Origin of the sequence: Blattabacterium sp. (Blattella germanica) str. Bge (assembly GCF_000022605.2) — a bacterium.
In the GTDB taxonomy this organism is placed as follows: Bacteria; Bacteroidota; Bacteroidia; order Flavobacteriales; family Blattabacteriaceae; genus Blattabacterium.
In genome coordinates this window covers 201,440-216,101 of record NC_013454.1, presented here as the reverse complement: position 1 = coordinate 216,101, position 14,662 = coordinate 201,440, and the positions used below count along the sequence as shown (strand labels likewise).

General features: G+C 26.0%; 19 protein-coding genes. 11 read left to right on the top strand and 8 right to left on the bottom strand.

Annotated features, from left to right (window positions below; translation table 11 throughout):
- Positions 1–2 precede the first annotated feature (2 nt).
- The 4 genes from BLBBGE_RS01040 to BLBBGE_RS01025 form a co-directional block, all read right to left on the bottom strand.
- Positions 3–317, bottom strand: coding sequence for a hypothetical protein (locus BLBBGE_RS01040; RefSeq protein ID WP_012840749.1), 315 nt, complete (start codon positions 315–317; stop codon positions 3–5).
- Positions 318–406: 89 nt separating this feature from the next.
- Positions 407–901 carry a ferritin gene (locus BLBBGE_RS01035; RefSeq protein ID WP_012840748.1) on the bottom strand — a complete coding sequence of 165 codons (495 nt, stop codon included), beginning with the start codon at positions 899–901 and terminating at the stop codon, positions 407–409.
- An 8-nt stretch (positions 902–909) separates the two neighbouring features.
- Positions 910–1,794: a 4-hydroxy-tetrahydrodipicolinate synthase gene (dapA, locus tag BLBBGE_RS01030; RefSeq protein WP_012840747.1), complete on the bottom strand. Its 885-nt coding sequence runs from the start codon at positions 1,792–1,794 to the stop codon at positions 910–912.
- A gap of 128 nt (positions 1,795–1,922) precedes the next feature.
- Positions 1,923–2,222: an RNA-binding protein gene (locus BLBBGE_RS01025; protein WP_226989464.1), complete on the bottom strand. Its 300-nt coding sequence runs from the start codon at positions 2,220–2,222 to the stop codon at positions 1,923–1,925.
- A gap of 148 nt (positions 2,223–2,370) precedes the next feature.
- Between BLBBGE_RS01025 and pncB the strand changes: the two genes are divergently transcribed.
- From pncB to groL, 7 genes are all read left to right on the top strand, one after another.
- Positions 2,371–3,543, top strand: coding sequence for a nicotinate phosphoribosyltransferase (gene pncB / locus BLBBGE_RS01020; protein ID WP_012840745.1), 1,173 nt, complete (start codon positions 2,371–2,373; stop codon positions 3,541–3,543).
- A 42-nt stretch (positions 3,544–3,585) separates the two neighbouring features.
- Entirely contained in the window at positions 3,586–4,947 is a 1,362-nt protein-coding gene (gene miaB, locus BLBBGE_RS01015; protein ID WP_012840744.1) for a tRNA (N6-isopentenyl adenosine(37)-C2)-methylthiotransferase MiaB, read from the top strand.
- Between the two features lie 4 nt (positions 4,948–4,951).
- Entirely contained in the window at positions 4,952–6,193 is a 1,242-nt protein-coding gene (locus BLBBGE_RS01010; protein WP_012840743.1) for a sigma-54 dependent transcriptional regulator, read from the top strand.
- Positions 6,183–6,674 carry a hypothetical protein gene (locus tag BLBBGE_RS01005; protein WP_012840742.1) on the top strand — a complete coding sequence of 164 codons (492 nt, stop codon included), beginning with the start codon at positions 6,183–6,185 and terminating at the stop codon, positions 6,672–6,674. The genes BLBBGE_RS01010 and BLBBGE_RS01005 overlap by 11 nt, the downstream gene beginning before the upstream one ends.
- Complete coding sequence (gene secG, locus BLBBGE_RS01000; RefSeq protein ID WP_012840741.1) at positions 6,671–6,910, top strand: preprotein translocase subunit SecG; 240 nt, start codon at positions 6,671–6,673, stop codon at positions 6,908–6,910. Before BLBBGE_RS01005 ends, secG begins: the two co-directional genes overlap by 4 nt.
- 117 nt (positions 6,911–7,027) lie before the next feature.
- Positions 7,028–7,306: a co-chaperone GroES gene (locus BLBBGE_RS00995; protein WP_012840740.1), complete on the top strand. Its 279-nt coding sequence runs from the start codon at positions 7,028–7,030 to the stop codon at positions 7,304–7,306.
- Positions 7,307–7,338: 32 nt separating this feature from the next.
- Positions 7,339–8,982 (top strand): chaperonin GroEL, encoded by a 1,644-nt coding sequence (groL, locus tag BLBBGE_RS00990; protein ID WP_012840739.1) that lies wholly within the window; start codon positions 7,339–7,341, stop codon positions 8,980–8,982.
- 50 nt (positions 8,983–9,032) lie between these two features.
- On the opposite strand, the gene BLBBGE_RS00985 is transcribed toward groL, so the two are convergent.
- The 3 genes from BLBBGE_RS00985 to BLBBGE_RS00975 form a co-directional block, all read right to left on the bottom strand.
- Positions 9,033–9,533: an HAD hydrolase family protein gene (locus BLBBGE_RS00985; RefSeq protein ID WP_041936686.1), complete on the bottom strand. Its 501-nt coding sequence runs from the start codon at positions 9,531–9,533 to the stop codon at positions 9,033–9,035.
- Positions 9,534–9,594: 61 nt separating this feature from the next.
- Positions 9,595–9,993 (bottom strand): DUF3276 family protein, encoded by a 399-nt coding sequence (locus BLBBGE_RS00980; protein WP_012840737.1) that lies wholly within the window; start codon positions 9,991–9,993, stop codon positions 9,595–9,597.
- A gap of 85 nt (positions 9,994–10,078) precedes the next feature.
- Positions 10,079–11,821, bottom strand: coding sequence for an ABC transporter ATP-binding protein (locus BLBBGE_RS00975; RefSeq protein ID WP_012840736.1), 1,743 nt, complete (start codon positions 11,819–11,821; stop codon positions 10,079–10,081).
- Positions 11,822–11,952: 131 nt separating this feature from the next.
- Between BLBBGE_RS00975 and nusB the strand changes: the two genes are divergently transcribed.
- From nusB to BLBBGE_RS03180, 4 genes are read left to right on the top strand one after another with little or no spacing between them, the layout of a single operon-like run.
- Complete coding sequence (gene nusB, locus BLBBGE_RS00970) at positions 11,953–12,855, top strand: transcription antitermination factor NusB (RefSeq protein WP_012840735.1); 903 nt, start codon at positions 11,953–11,955, stop codon at positions 12,853–12,855.
- Between the two features lie 51 nt (positions 12,856–12,906).
- On the top strand, positions 12,907–13,236 hold the full coding sequence (gene yajC / locus BLBBGE_RS00965) for a preprotein translocase subunit YajC (RefSeq protein WP_012840734.1): 330 nt from the start codon (positions 12,907–12,909) through the stop codon (positions 13,234–13,236).
- Complete coding sequence (gene coaE, locus BLBBGE_RS00960; RefSeq protein WP_012840733.1) at positions 13,233–13,856, top strand: dephospho-CoA kinase; 624 nt, start codon at positions 13,233–13,235, stop codon at positions 13,854–13,856. Before yajC ends, coaE begins: the two co-directional genes overlap by 4 nt.
- Positions 13,840–13,947, top strand: a complete 108-nt coding sequence (locus BLBBGE_RS03180) for a 30S ribosomal protein THX (protein WP_012840732.1) — start codon at positions 13,840–13,842, stop codon at positions 13,945–13,947. The genes coaE and BLBBGE_RS03180 overlap by 17 nt, the downstream gene beginning before the upstream one ends.
- On the opposite strand, the gene BLBBGE_RS00955 is transcribed toward BLBBGE_RS03180, so the two are convergent.
- Positions 13,944–14,651, bottom strand: a complete 708-nt coding sequence (locus BLBBGE_RS00955) for a zinc metallopeptidase (protein ID WP_012840731.1) — start codon at positions 14,649–14,651, stop codon at positions 13,944–13,946. The genes BLBBGE_RS03180 and BLBBGE_RS00955 overlap by 4 nt on opposite strands.
- Positions 14,652–14,662 lie beyond the last annotated feature (11 nt).

Genomic DNA, 14,662 nt, shown 5'->3' with positions numbered 1-14,662 from the left:
ATTTATATTCTTATCTTTTCGTCCAATAAATATTGAATAGATATAGATGTAGCTTTTGGAAGTTTTTCGTAAAATCTTGATAATTCTATTTGTTCTTTATTCTCAAAAATCTCTTCTAAATTGTTTTTATTCATAAAATTGAATTCTTCCAACCTGCTATCCAAATCTGTCTTTATATCATCGCTCATCTTTTGACTTATCTTTTCTAAAATGCATATAGTTTCATATATGTTTTTTCCTGATTTTTTTTCTAATTGAACACGATCTATAGTTTCAGTATTTATTGGAATATGTGTTAGATCTCTTAAAAAATTCATAATTTTTTGAGTTTTTTTAATAGTAAAAAAATAATTTCATAAGAGGAACTTTCAAAAAAAATCATGATTTAATAGAATTAACAAAATTCTTATTTTTTATGAAAATTTTTTATATCTTTATCAAATAAATATAATCCTCCTTTATCTTCTCCTATTAATTCGATCTTATCTAAAATCATTTTACTTAAAGTTTCTTCTTCTATTTGTTCTTCAACGTACCATTGCAAAAAATTGTATGTAAAATAATCTTTTTCTTGTAAAGATAATTCTAGCAAAAGATTGATTTCATTAGAAATCTCTTTCTCATGTTTAAATAATGTTTGAAATAATTCTTTCAAAGATTTATATGTTATTTTTCTAATGAAAATATTATCCAAAACTACAACCCCACCTCTTTTATTAATATACCTTATTAATTTCAACATATGCATTCTTTCTTCATGTGAATGATCGTATAAAAACTCGCATATTCCTTCAAAACCTTTTTTTTCTACCCAAGAAGCCATAGATAAATACAATTGAGAGGATTCTGATTCTCTATTTAATTGTTTTATTAATCCTATTTGTATTTTTTCGCTAAGCATATCGATTGCTATGAGTTGATTTGTTTCAATAAATTTAACATTTTATTTTTTAAAGAAGAACTACCAATTAGTAAAGGTAATCTAACATATGGATTGCATATTCCTATTATATTTAAAAAAGTTTTAATCCCTGTAGGATTTCCTTCTTCATAAATAAGATCTATCATTTCAATCATTTTATAAAAAATAGAAAAAGATTTTTCTACTTGACTTTTCCTAGCTAAAGAAACCATTTGAGACACTTTATCAGGAAAACCTTGAGCTATTACAGAAATAACTCCTTCTCCTCCTCCCAATATGACAGGCAAAGTAATAAAATCATCTCCTGATATAACACTAAAATTTTTTGGTTTTTTTTCTATAATTTTATAAGATTGTAAAATATTTCCAGAAGCTTCTTTAATTCCTATTATTTTTTCAAAATTATTAGCTAAACGTAAAACCGTTTCTGGCATAACATTAGAACCTGTTCTTTTAGGAACATTATAAATAATAATATCAGCTTCTGTGAAATTCACAATAGATTTAAAGTGTTCATATATTCCTTCTTGAGATGGTCTATTGTAATAAGGTGAGACTGAAAGAACAGCATAAAAATCTGATAAACTTTTTATACTGTTTATTTGATTTACAATATCTATAGTATTGTTCCCCCCTACTCCCAATATTAAGGGTAATTGTTTATAATTTGCACTTTGAATGCATTCAACAATATCTTGTTTTTCTTCTCTTTTTAAAGTAGCTGTTTCAGCTGTAGTTCCTAATGCTACCAAATAATCGACTTCATTATCTAAAACATATTTCACTAGTTTTTCAAGTCCATAGAAGTCGATTTTTTCATCCTTTTTAAAAGGAGTAACTAACGCTACACCTGTTCCATATAATTTTTTCATAGATTAGTTTGATATATGACATTAAATATCGTTGTTATTTCATATTGAGATATCATTAATCGTTATTTTTTTAAAAAAACAAAAAAACAGATGTAAGCGTATGTACATAAATAATTCAAAAATGAAGACTAATAATCTTTCCTAGTTCTAGGTCTAGCTGCAGATACAATAATATTTCTTCCCATAAACTCTGTCCCATTTAATTTCTCTATAGCTTGTTTCGCATTTTCCTCATTAGACATTTCTATGAATCCGAAACCTTTGCTTCTTTTGTTAGATGTAGATTCGTCAAAAATTATCTTAGCATGAGTGACCTCTCCTATAGATTCAAAATATTTTTTCAATTCTTGTTCTGTCATATCATAAGATAAGTTCCCTACGTATAATTTCGTATTGTCCATATTAAAAGTAAATTGTTTTAAAAGCAAATTTAGAGAAATATTTTTTCTAAAAAAGAAAAATATACTACTTAAACTCAAACGTATTTATTCATACATACCTAGGTATATATAAATTTTACATTTTTTTATATTATATTAAAAATTTTTTATGAATTGGTTTTAAAGAATTCTTTTAATGAATAATTTTTCTATTATATCATCATTATTGGACAATGATTTTTATAAATTTACTATGCAAAATGCTGTAATAAAATTATTTCCATCAGCAAAAGCTAAATATGAGTTTATTAATAGAGGAAAACATTCTTTTCCAAAAAACTTTGCTAAAATATTGAAAGAAAATTTGAATGAAATGGCTTATTTAAAACTTTCAAATGAAGAAAGAATCTATTTAGAAAAATATTGTCCATATTTAGATTCTTCTTATCTAGATTTTTTAAACAAATATCAATATAATCCAAAAGAAGTAAATGTATATCAAAAGGGAAAAAATATAAAAATGAATATAGAAGGATTATGGAGTCGTACTATATTATGGGAAGTCCCTTTAATGGCTATTATCTCAGAATTATATTATAAATTAACAGGAAAAAAACGTTTATCTGATAAAAAAATTATTATTCTGACTAAAGAAAAACTGAAAAAATATAAAAAATTAAAAGTTAAAATTGGAGAATTTGGAACAAGAAGAAGATATTCTTATCGAGTTCATAAATTGGTTTTAAAAATCCTTACGGAGGAACGACCTCCATTTTTTATGGGAAGCAGTAATGTTCATTTATCTCATATTTTTTCAATCAAACCGATAGGGACCCAGGGACATGAATGGATTATGTTTCATGCGGCTAAATATGGATTCGACATAGCAGATCGCATTGCTATGGAAAATTGGTTAAATATTTACAAAGGTAATTTAGGAATCGCTTTATCTGATACATATACATCTTCTGTTTTTTTCAAAAATTTTAACAAGAAACTTGCTAATACTTTTAGAGGGATCAGACATGACAGTGGAGATCCTATTAATTTTGCAAAAGAAGCTATAAATCACTATAAAAAGTTTAAAATAAATCCTATCAAAAAAAAAATTGTATTTTCAGATAATCTTGATCCATATAAAGTGGCTTCTATTTCTTCTTTTTGCAAAAAAAAAATTTATCCATGTTTTGGAATAGGAACCAATTTTACGAATGATGTCGGAGTTCCTTCTATGAATATTGTAATCAAAATGGTTAAAGCTCTTCCAGAAGAAAAATGGATTTCAGTAGTAAAACTTTCTAATGTTGAAGAAAAATCAACCGGGAAAAAAAATATGATTTTTTTTGCTAAAAAAATTCTTCATTTATGACATTATGTCATTTTATTTTTACCTTTATTTTAAAAATAACACATGATGGAAAAAAATAAAAATCAAAAAAAATTGAATCAAAGTTTTTATATTGAAAATTATGGATGTCAAATGAATTTATCTGACAGTGAAATAGTTATTTCAATTTTATCCAATGATGGATTTGTTTTATCCAATAATTTAGAGAAAGCAGATATTATTTTATTCAATTCTTGTTCTATTCGAGAAAAAGCAGAATTAACTCTAAAAAAAAGATTGGAACAATTACAATTTCTTAAAAAGAAAAAAAAAACCTTATTTGGTGTCATAGGGTGTTTATCTAAAAAAATTATAAATTTTCTTATAGAAGAAAAAAAAATAGATTTTTTTGTAAATCCAAACTCCTATAAAAAAATATCGGATTTTATTCGTTATGCCATGGATGGAAAAAAATCCTTACACTTGAATCATCAAAAAAACGAAACATATTCAGACATCCAACCATTTTATTTAAATCAAAAAAAAGTAACAACCTTTTTAAGTATAACTAGAGGATGTGATAACATGTGTACATTTTGTATCGTTCCTTTTACCAGAGGAAGAGAAAGAAGTAGCAGTCCGTATTCTATAATAGAGCAATGTAAACATTTGTATCAAAATGGATATAAAGAAATTACTCTTTTAGGACAAAATGTCGATTCTTATCGATGGTCTAAAGGGTTTATTACTATAGGTTTTTCTGAATTGTTAAATCTTTTAGCTTTAGAAATTCCCTCAATGAGAATAAGATTTTCTACATCTAATCCTCATGACATGTCGGATAAAGTTTTAGAAATAATTTCTAAACATCCAAATATTTGTAAGCATATTCATTTACCCGTTCAATCTGGAAGTAACAAAATACTAAGATTAATGAACAGAAAATATACACGTGAAAAATATCTTTCTTTAGTAAACCGAATCAGAACCATAATACCTGAATGTTCTATATCTCATGATATTATGACTGGTTTTTGTAATGAAGAAGAAAAAGATCATCAAGATACTATTGATTTGATGAATAAAATTCAATATAATTACGGTTACATGTTTTCTTATTCTCCTAGACCTGGAACTTATGCATATAGAAATTTACAAGATAATGTTCCTAAAGACGTGAAAAAAAAACGATTGAAAGAAATTATAGATTTGCAAAGAAATCACTCCTCATTTAGAATGAAAGAATACTTGGGAAAAGTTCAAGAAATTTTAATAGAAGGAGAATCAAAAAAAAATTGTCAATATTGGTATGGAAGAAATACGCAAAATCTAGTAGTGGTATTTCCGAAACAATCTTATAAAATAGGAGATTTTACACATATACAAATCACGGAAACCACGTCTGCAACTTTAATTGGAAAAATTTATAGGGATGTAAAAAAATAAAAATATGGAATCTATCCAAAATATAAAACAAAAATTTGGAATCATTGGATATGATTATGCCTTACATAGAGCCTTAGAAAAAGCAATTCAAGTAGCTGCTACTGATATATCAGTATTAGTGCTTGGAGAAAGTGGGGTTGGAAAAGAATTTATACCTAAGATTATTCATCAGTTCTCTTCCAGAAAACATCATTCTTACATTGCGGTTAATTGTGGAGCGATTCCAGAAGGGACTATTGATAGTGAACTTTTTGGACATGAAAAAGGATCTTTTACAGGTGCTACAAGTATGCGGAAGGGTTATTTTGAAGGAGTTCATGGAGGTACTATATTTTTAGATGAAGTAGGAGAACTTCCTTTAACAACACAAGTTCGTCTTCTTAGAATTCTGGAATCGGGGGAATTCATTAAAGTGGGATCTTCTAAAATTCAAAAGACCAATATACGAATTGTTGCTGCTACCAATTTAAATATGATAGAATCTATACAAAAAGGAAAATTTAGAGAGGATTTGTATTATCGTCTTAACACCGTGCAAATTAATGTTCCTCCTTTACGATTTCGTAAAAATGATATTAAGTTTTTATTCAAAAAATTTTCCAATGATTTTGCTGAAAAATATCATATGCCTCCCATCACACTAACTGAAGAATCTTTGAAGTATATAGAAAATTATTCTTGGCCAGGAAATATCAGGCAGTTAAAAAATCTTACAGAACAAATTTCTGTGGTAGAAACAAAACGTGAAATATCTGTAGAAAAATTGAAAGAATACATTCCAGAAAATATTCCTTCAATATCATTTTCTCATAATGAAACTTTTTTCCAAGGTCTTTCTAGGGAAAGAGATTTTTTATATAAAATTTTGTTTGATATGAAAAAAAATTTGAATGATTTGAAAAATATTACTTTTCAATTAATAAAAAATCATCCAAATGCAAGATTTATTGAAGAAAATCAACAACTCATGGAAAAAGTTTTTGGAAAAATTATTCATAAAAGAGAAAATTCAATTTTTCAATTGGAAGATTCTTCTAAACCTTCTTCAGAAGACGATTTTGACTATGAAGAAGTGGAAGACGATTCTTCAAAAAATGAATTATCTTCTTTTTCTTTACAAAAAAAAGAAATAGAGTTTATTCAAAAAGCCTTAAAAAAAAATAATGGAAAGAGAAGAAAAACAGCTAAAGAATTAGGGATTTCAGAAAGAACACTATATAGAAAAATTAAACAATATGGCTTATAAAAAATTAATTTTTATTTTCATATTTTTAACTATTACTAGTTGTTACCATCCTTCTTTTTCTTCATTTTTTGATATCAAAAAAACGATAGAAATAGGAAATTTCTCAGAAAAAATAAATTTACCCAGAAGATCTGTTGCTTTTGATTTCAAAAGATATATAGAAGATTATATTATGAAACGTAATCCTTCTAATTTAGTGTTCAAAGATGGAGATGCTGTTTTAGAAGGAATATTTTTAAATTATACAATTACTTCCATGAAAAATTGTCCATTTAAAAAAATTCAAATAACAGCGAAAATATATTATAGAGATAATTTTGAACCAGAAAAAAATTGGGAAGAATGTTTTGTTATTTCAGAAGATTTTTCTCATAAAAAAGACTTATTTCTAGAAAAACCCATTGACAGAATTATAGAAAAACTTACTGTTCAAGTGTATCATAAAATATTTAACGAAAATAATATAAGAATTGAAAAATGAAAGCTACATCTATTATTGGATTTTTTATTGTTATAATGTCTTTACTACTTATATTAATTATACTAATACAAAGTCCTAAAAAAGAAAGTATTAATCAAATTTTTATGGAAAAAAATTTCAGATTTTTTGGAATTAAAAGGACAAATACATTTTTAGAAAATGTTACTTGGTTTTTATCCATTGTTATATTCTTTTTAACTTTATTTTTCAATTTTTTTGTAAGATCAAAACATTGACACATATGTCATAATGACATTTAAAGAATGTTAAATGAAAAAAATTCAATAATTTTTCATTTGGCATGTTTTTGGCTACTGGACGGTTAGTATCATTAATTAAAAATTATTTAAAATATGGTGGAAGTAAAGATTAAACCTTTAGCAGATCGTGTTCTAGTACAACCTGATCCTGCTGAAACAAAAACAGCTTCAGGCATTATTATTCCTGATACTGCAAAAGAAAAACCACAAAAAGGAACTATAATTGCGGTAGGAAAAGGAAAAAAGGATGAACCGATGATTCTAAAAGAAGGAGATAGAGTTTTATACGGAAAATATTCTGGAACAGAATTGAAATGGGAAGGGGAAGAATATCTCATTATGAGAGAATCTGATGTAATAGCTATCATATAATTTGTTAATTCATTAAAAAAAATTGAAAAATTATGGCAAAAGATATTAAATTTGATATTGAAGCAAGAGATAAACTAAAAAAAGGAGTAGATGCATTAGCTAATGCAGTAAAGGTTACTTTAGGACCAAAAGGGCGCAATGTCGTATTACAAAAGTCTTTCGGAGGGCCTCAAGTAACTAAAGATGGAGTAACTGTAGCTAAAGAAATTGAATTAGAAGATCCTATAGAAAATTTAGGAGCTCAAATGGTAAAAGAAGTCGCTTCTAAAACAAATGATGTAGCTGGAGATGGAACTACAACAGCTACCGTTTTAGCTCAAGCTATTGTTAGAGAAGGATTGAAAAATGTAGCGGCTGGAGCTAATCCTATGGATTTAAAAAGAGGAATAGATAGAGCTTTGGAAGCCGTTATTATAGATTTGAGAAAACAATCTAGAGAAGTAGGTGGGAATACAGAAAAAATTAAACAAGTAGCTTCTATTTCTGCAAATAATGATGAAAAAACTGGAGCTTTAATAGCCGATGCTTTTGAAAAAGTAGGAAAAGAAGGAGTAATTACTGTAGAAGAAGCAAAAGGAACAGATACATCTGTAGATGTAGTTGAGGGAATGCAATTTGACAGAGGATATCAATCTCCATATTTTGTTACAAATACTGAAAAAATGATCACTGAATTTGATCAACCTCAAATTTTATTATCTGATAAAAAAATAGCGGCGATGAAAGATTTGTTGCCAATATTAGAACCTGTAGCACAATCTGGAAAACCACTACTTATTATTTCTGAAGAAGTTGAAGGAGAGGCATTAGCTACATTGGTGGTAAATAAAATACGTGGAACTTTAAAAGTAGCCGCTATTAAAGCTCCTGGATTTGGTGATAGAAGGAAAGCCATGTTGGAAGATATAGCTATTTTAACAGGAGGATCAGTTATTTCTGAAGAAACAGGAAGTAAATTAGAAGATGTAAAATTAAATATGCTAGGAAAAGCGGAAAGAGTCATCATAGATAAAGATAATACTACTATTGTAAATGGAGGAGGAAATAAAAAAGATATAAGAGCTCGTGTTGATCAAATTAAGGCTCAAATAGAATCTACTACATCAGATTATGATAAAGAAAAATTGCAAGAACGTCTCGCAAAATTAGCAGGAGGAGTAGCAGTCCTTTATGTTGGAGCAGCTTCTGAAGTAGAAATGAAAGAAAAAAAAGATCGTGTAGATGACGCATTAAATGCAACAAGAGCAGCCGTTGAAGAAGGAATTGTCGCAGGAGGTGGTGTAGCTTTAGTACGTGCTATAAACTCTTTAGATAATCTGAGAGGAGAAAATGCAGATCAAGATACCGGAATTCAAATAGTTAGAAGATCTTTAGAAGAACCTTTACGACAAATTGTTGCTAATGCTGGAGGAGAAGGATCTGTTGTTGTAGCTAAAGTAGCTGAAGGAAAAGGAGATTATGGATTTGATGCAAAAATTGGAGAATATAAAAATATGATAGCAGAAGGGATCATAGATCCTACTAAAGTAGCTAGAGTGGCATTAGAAAATGCAGCTTCAGTATCTGGAATGTTATTGACTACTGAATGTGTTGTAACAGAAATAAAAAAAGATGAAAATAATGCAGTCCCTTCAATGCCAGGAGCAGGAGGAGGTGGAATGGGAGGAATGATGTAAAAAAATAATAGAAAAAAAAATAGTGTCTTTTTACAGGACACTATTTTTTTTTAAAACCAATTTTTTTGAACTTTCAAAGTTTTCTCAATTACATCTCGAACGCATCCTCTTCCTCCTTTTTTCGGAGAAACATATTTAGATATATCTTTAACTTCTTGGACCGCATCTATTGGAGAACAAGGCAAAGCTACAGATTTCATAATTTCAATATCAGGAATATCATCTCCCATATAAAGAACTTTTTTCTTAGTAATATTTAAAACATTACAATATTCATCCAAATATTTCTTTTTATTATCAACTCCTTGATAAATATAACGGATATTTAAACCTCTTAAACGTCTAAAAACCATTAAATCTGATCCCCTTGTAATAATACACAAATTATACCCTTTTTTTTTTGCCAACTGCATAGCATATCCATCTTTAGCAAACATTTGACGAACCATGTTCCCATCTGGAAATAAATTCAAAGTACAATTTGTTAATACTCCATCTACATCAAATATGAAAGTATTAATATCATTCATTATATTCATATAGTTCTCCATATCTATCTATCATATCCTAAATCCCTAATAAAAACAACTTAATAAATAAGTAAGTTTTTTATTAAATATCCTCAAAATTAATATTTGTGAAATTCTTTACTTCTGATGTTTTTTTTTGAACGTCTTTTATTTCTTGATTTTGATTATATGTTGTATGATTTTTAAAATCTTTTTGATGACGTTCTGAAATCACTTCTCTTCCCTTTTCATTAATAATAAATCGAATCATATCATCAAGTATACTTTGGAATTTTGAAAAATCCTCCTTATACAAATAAATTTTGTGTTTTTTATAAGTAACTTCTCCTGTTTCAGAAAAATTTTTCTTACTTTCAGTAATAGTCAAATAATAATCACCAGCTCTTGTTTCTCTCGCATCAAAAAAATTAGTTCGACTACCAGTTTTTAAAGTTCGTGAACAAATTTCATTTCTTTCTTTGATATTTTCTTTTTCGTCCATTTCAAAAAATATTATAATCCTAATAAAGCAAATCTAAACAAAAAAAATGTAGGATGATTATTCAATATCAATTTTTTTAAAAATTCTATAATAAAATGTTATGATGTTCTATTTTTGATATTTTTCCATCTTTTAAGACAATAAATAAATTAAAATCAGATATATAAGAAGTATCATGGGTAATAATAATAATGGTACTATTTCTCATTCCTTCTTTTATATAACGAATAATTAATTTTCTAGTTTTCTGATCTATAGCAGAAAAACTATCATCAAATATAAGAATTTTGGGATTTCTTATAAGAGCTCTTGCTATACAGATTCTTTGTTTTTGTCCTCCTGATAAAGTAATTCCTCTTTCTCCTATAACTGTATCATATCCATTCTTAAAATTTAAGATTTCATCTTCTATTACAGCTTTTCTTGCTGCTTCATACACTTTACATGGAGTTACTTTTTTTATACTTCCTAAAGCAATATTATTATAAATTGAATCCGAAAAAAGAAAAGATTCTTGAGGAACATAACCTATGTTATTTCTAAAATCATATAAATTATGATTTTTTAAAGATAAATTATCTATTAATATTTCTCCTTTATATGGATCATACAAACGTGAAATCAATCTTCCTATAGTAGTTTTTCCCGATCCTGTTTCTCCTGTTAAAATCAAAGTTTCCCCTTTCATAATAGTAAAAGATATTTTACTAATTGTATAATGACTTTTATTTTTTACATTATTTTTATTTTCATTATTTTCATAATAAATGAAACTAACATTTTTAAATTGAACTTTTCCAAAAATTTCCATCTTTTTCGAATTTTTATTAAAAATTTCTGGTTTTTCTTTTAAAAATTCACTTATGCGAATTCGTGAGACCTTTGCTCTTTCTACAATAGAAACCACCCATCCCAATATAATAAAAGGAAAAATCAAAATATTAATATATGTTAAAAACTCAGCTATAGTCCCTATTTCTTTAATTTCTCCTTCAAAATATTTTTTTCCTCCAAAAAAAAGAATCAATAAATGACTAGTTCCTATAAAAAATATTATAACAGAAGATAAAATAGTATCTACTTTTGCTAATTCTATATTTTTTTTTTGATACTCAGATATGATTCTCTTATGTTGATTTTGAAAAAAAGGTTCTGCAACAAATGATTTAATAACATGAATTCCAGAAAAAGTATCTTGAATAAAAGAACATATAAGAGATTGATAATTTTGAACTTTCTCGCTTCTTTTAGTGATAGAAACACTTATATAATAAATGGAAATAAAAAGAATAGGAATGGGTAAAATAACATAAAAAGTTAGAGTTTTATTAATTCGTAACATTTGTACAAAAACCATGAAAAAAAGAACAACAAGATTTACAAAATACATTATTCCAGGACCTATGTATTGTCTTATAAAAGAAACATCTTCCGTCAATCTATTCATTAAATCACCTGTTGAGTTTTTTTTGTAAAAAGATAAACTCAATTTTTGATAATGTGAAAAAATTTCATTTTTTATATCAAACTCTATCATTCTAGATGTAGTTATAATACATTGTCGCATATGATATTTCACAAAACCTCCAATAATTGGGACTATTAATATAATACTGGCATAAACACAAATTTCTTTTTTTAAATCAAAAGAATTTGATGCATTTGAAAAACTAATAAATAAATTTTTGATTGTGTTAATAGACTTTCCTATATAAGGAATAGGAAGTAAAGTTAAAATATTTGATATTAGAATCAATAAAAAACCTACACACAAACGTAATTTGTATCTTTGACAATATTTTTTGCTAAAAGCAAATAAACCACTCATATAACATGCAAAAATACAAACTTTTTAAGTTTGATTTTTATTTATATAATTGCAACAAAAATCTTGTTGTATATAAAAATCAACATCATTAATAGAAAATGTCCATAAGACGACACTTCAGAATAATAAGTTTGAAATTTTTATATGCTCAACATTTATCTAAAATGGATTCAAATCAAGTTGAAGTAAACATGCTTCAAAGCATTGAAGAATTGCATAATTTATATATTTCTCTTCTTTGTCTAATTTTGGAAATTAGAGAAAATGCTCTAAAAAAAAATCTATATAGTAAAAATAGAAAAAACACAGATTCCATACAAAAATTTGCATATAATTCCGTCATCAAAATACTATCTAATAATAAATATTTAATAAAAGAATATAGTTCTACAAAAAACTCTGGAAAAATATTATGGAAAAAACAAGACGAATACATTTTTCTTTTATTACAAGAAATGCAACAATCAATTCTATGCAAAAAATATTTTGAGAAACCTTGTACTTCTTTTGAAGAAGAAAAAAAAATTATTATAAAATATTATAAAAATATTGTGATTCCCAATAAAAGATTGATAGGATACATAGAAGACCTCTATATTAATGGGCAAGAAAACTTATGCATAGCTCATACTATGGTTTGTAAAACTTTACGATTTATCAAACATTCAACTCCACCAAATTTTAAATTATATGACATTTACAAAAATAATGAAAATAAAAAATTTGTTATCGATTTATATAGAAATACAATTTTTCATAAAGAAGAATTTAATAGTTTAATAAACGATATCTCAAATAATTGGAACATAAAAAGAATAGCAATTCTGGATTTGATTATATTGCAAATGGCTATTTGTGAATTTTTATATTTTCCAAACATACCTCCAAAAGCTACTATGAATGAATACATAGAAATTACAAAAATATTTTGTATGGAAAAAAGTAAAATTTTTATTAATGGAATATTAGATCAAATATTTAAATTTCTACACAAAAAAAATAAAATATTTAAAGTAGGAAAAGGACTTTTATAAGATGAATCATCTGTTCTATTCACTAAAAACTAAAATTTAAAATATTATTTTATGTTTTTTTTATTACAACAAAATTCTATTGCAAATACTATTTGGATGTTTGCATTAATTTTCATTATATTTTATTTTTTTATGATACGTCCTCAAATACGAAAACAAAAAATTGAAAAAAATTTCAGAATAATTTTAAAAAAAGGAAATAATATAGTAACAAATTCAGGAATGCACGGTAAAATTATAGATATTACAGATAATTTTTGTATACTGGAAACTATTACAGGAAAAATAAAACTTGAAAAAAATACAATTTCTAAAGAGTTGACTCAATTACGTTATAGTGAAACTTTGAATCATAAAAATAATAAACAGAAAAAAAAATGAAATTTTTTTTGATAGGAATAACAGGAAAAATGGGATCTGGAAAAAGTTTACTTTCTTCATTTTTAAAAAAAAAAGGAATTCCTGTTTACTCTTCAGATGAAAGAGGAAAAATATTAATGAATCAAACAAAAATTATAAAAAAAAATATTATTAAACATTTTGGAAAAGATTCTTATAAAAAAGAAAAAATTAATAAAACTTATTTATCTGAAATTGTTTTCAAAAATCCTATCGCATTGAAATTACTATGTTCTATTGTTCATCCATGGATTTCAATTGATTTTAAAAATTGGATTTTTTATGTACAAAAAAAAGCTCTATATGTTATAAAAGAATCTGCTATATTGTTTGAAAGTGGAAGTTATAAAGAATGTGATTTCATTATCAATATAACTTCTCCCATAGAAAAAATAATTGAAAGAATCATAAAAAGAGATAATTTAAGTGAAAATCAAATTGTAAATCGCTTAAAAAATCAAATATCCAATAAAAAAAGAAAAGAAAAATCTCATCTTATTATTAATAACTATTCATCTGAAATGTATTTAGAAAAAAAAGCAGATAGAATACATGAATTATTCGAAAACTTATACAAACATCAATATGGGAAAAGGAGATAAAAAAACTAGAAGAGGAAAAATCAGAAACAAAACTTATGGAAATCTTCGTCCAAATCCAAAAAATACTAAAAAAAAGAAAAAAACAAATTAAAATTCTTCATTTTTTTTGTTATTTATGCTTGTAAAAAAAGATAAAAAATATATTAATTGAGCTAAACTGCCCAAAGCAGAAACTACATAAGTCATAGCTGCCCAATTTAAAGATTCTTTTGCTTGATTATATTCTTGGTAATTGACTACATTTTTGTTTTTCATCCAAGTCAAAGCTCTCTTGCTAGCATCAAATTCTATTGGTAAAGTTATAAAAGAAAAAAGAACAACTAAAAAAAACAATCCTATTCCTAATTGAAGAATAAAAGAATCCTTACCTCCTGAACTGTAAAAAAGAGTTAGTCCAGACATTATCGCCAAATTAGTAAATTTGGAACTAAAATTAAGAATAGGTATTAAATGATTCCGGAATTTCAGTAAATTATAACCTAACCTATGTTGTAAGGCATGTCCACATTCATGAGCTGCTACTGCAACAGCAGCCGCTGTTCTTCCATTATAAACTTTTTCGCTCAAATTTATTGTTTTGTTCAAAGGATTATAATGATCTGTTAGATTTCCTTCTATTGAAAGAACATTTACATCAGTAATTCCATTGTCTGTTAACATTTTTTCAGCCACTTCTTTTCCACTCATATAAGAGTGCAAATAAAATTTTGAATATTCTCGAAATTTATTCTTTAAGATTGTATTAATAATAACACTTACTAAAAAAGTAGTGCCTATAATAAAATAATAAGTCATAAGAATCTATT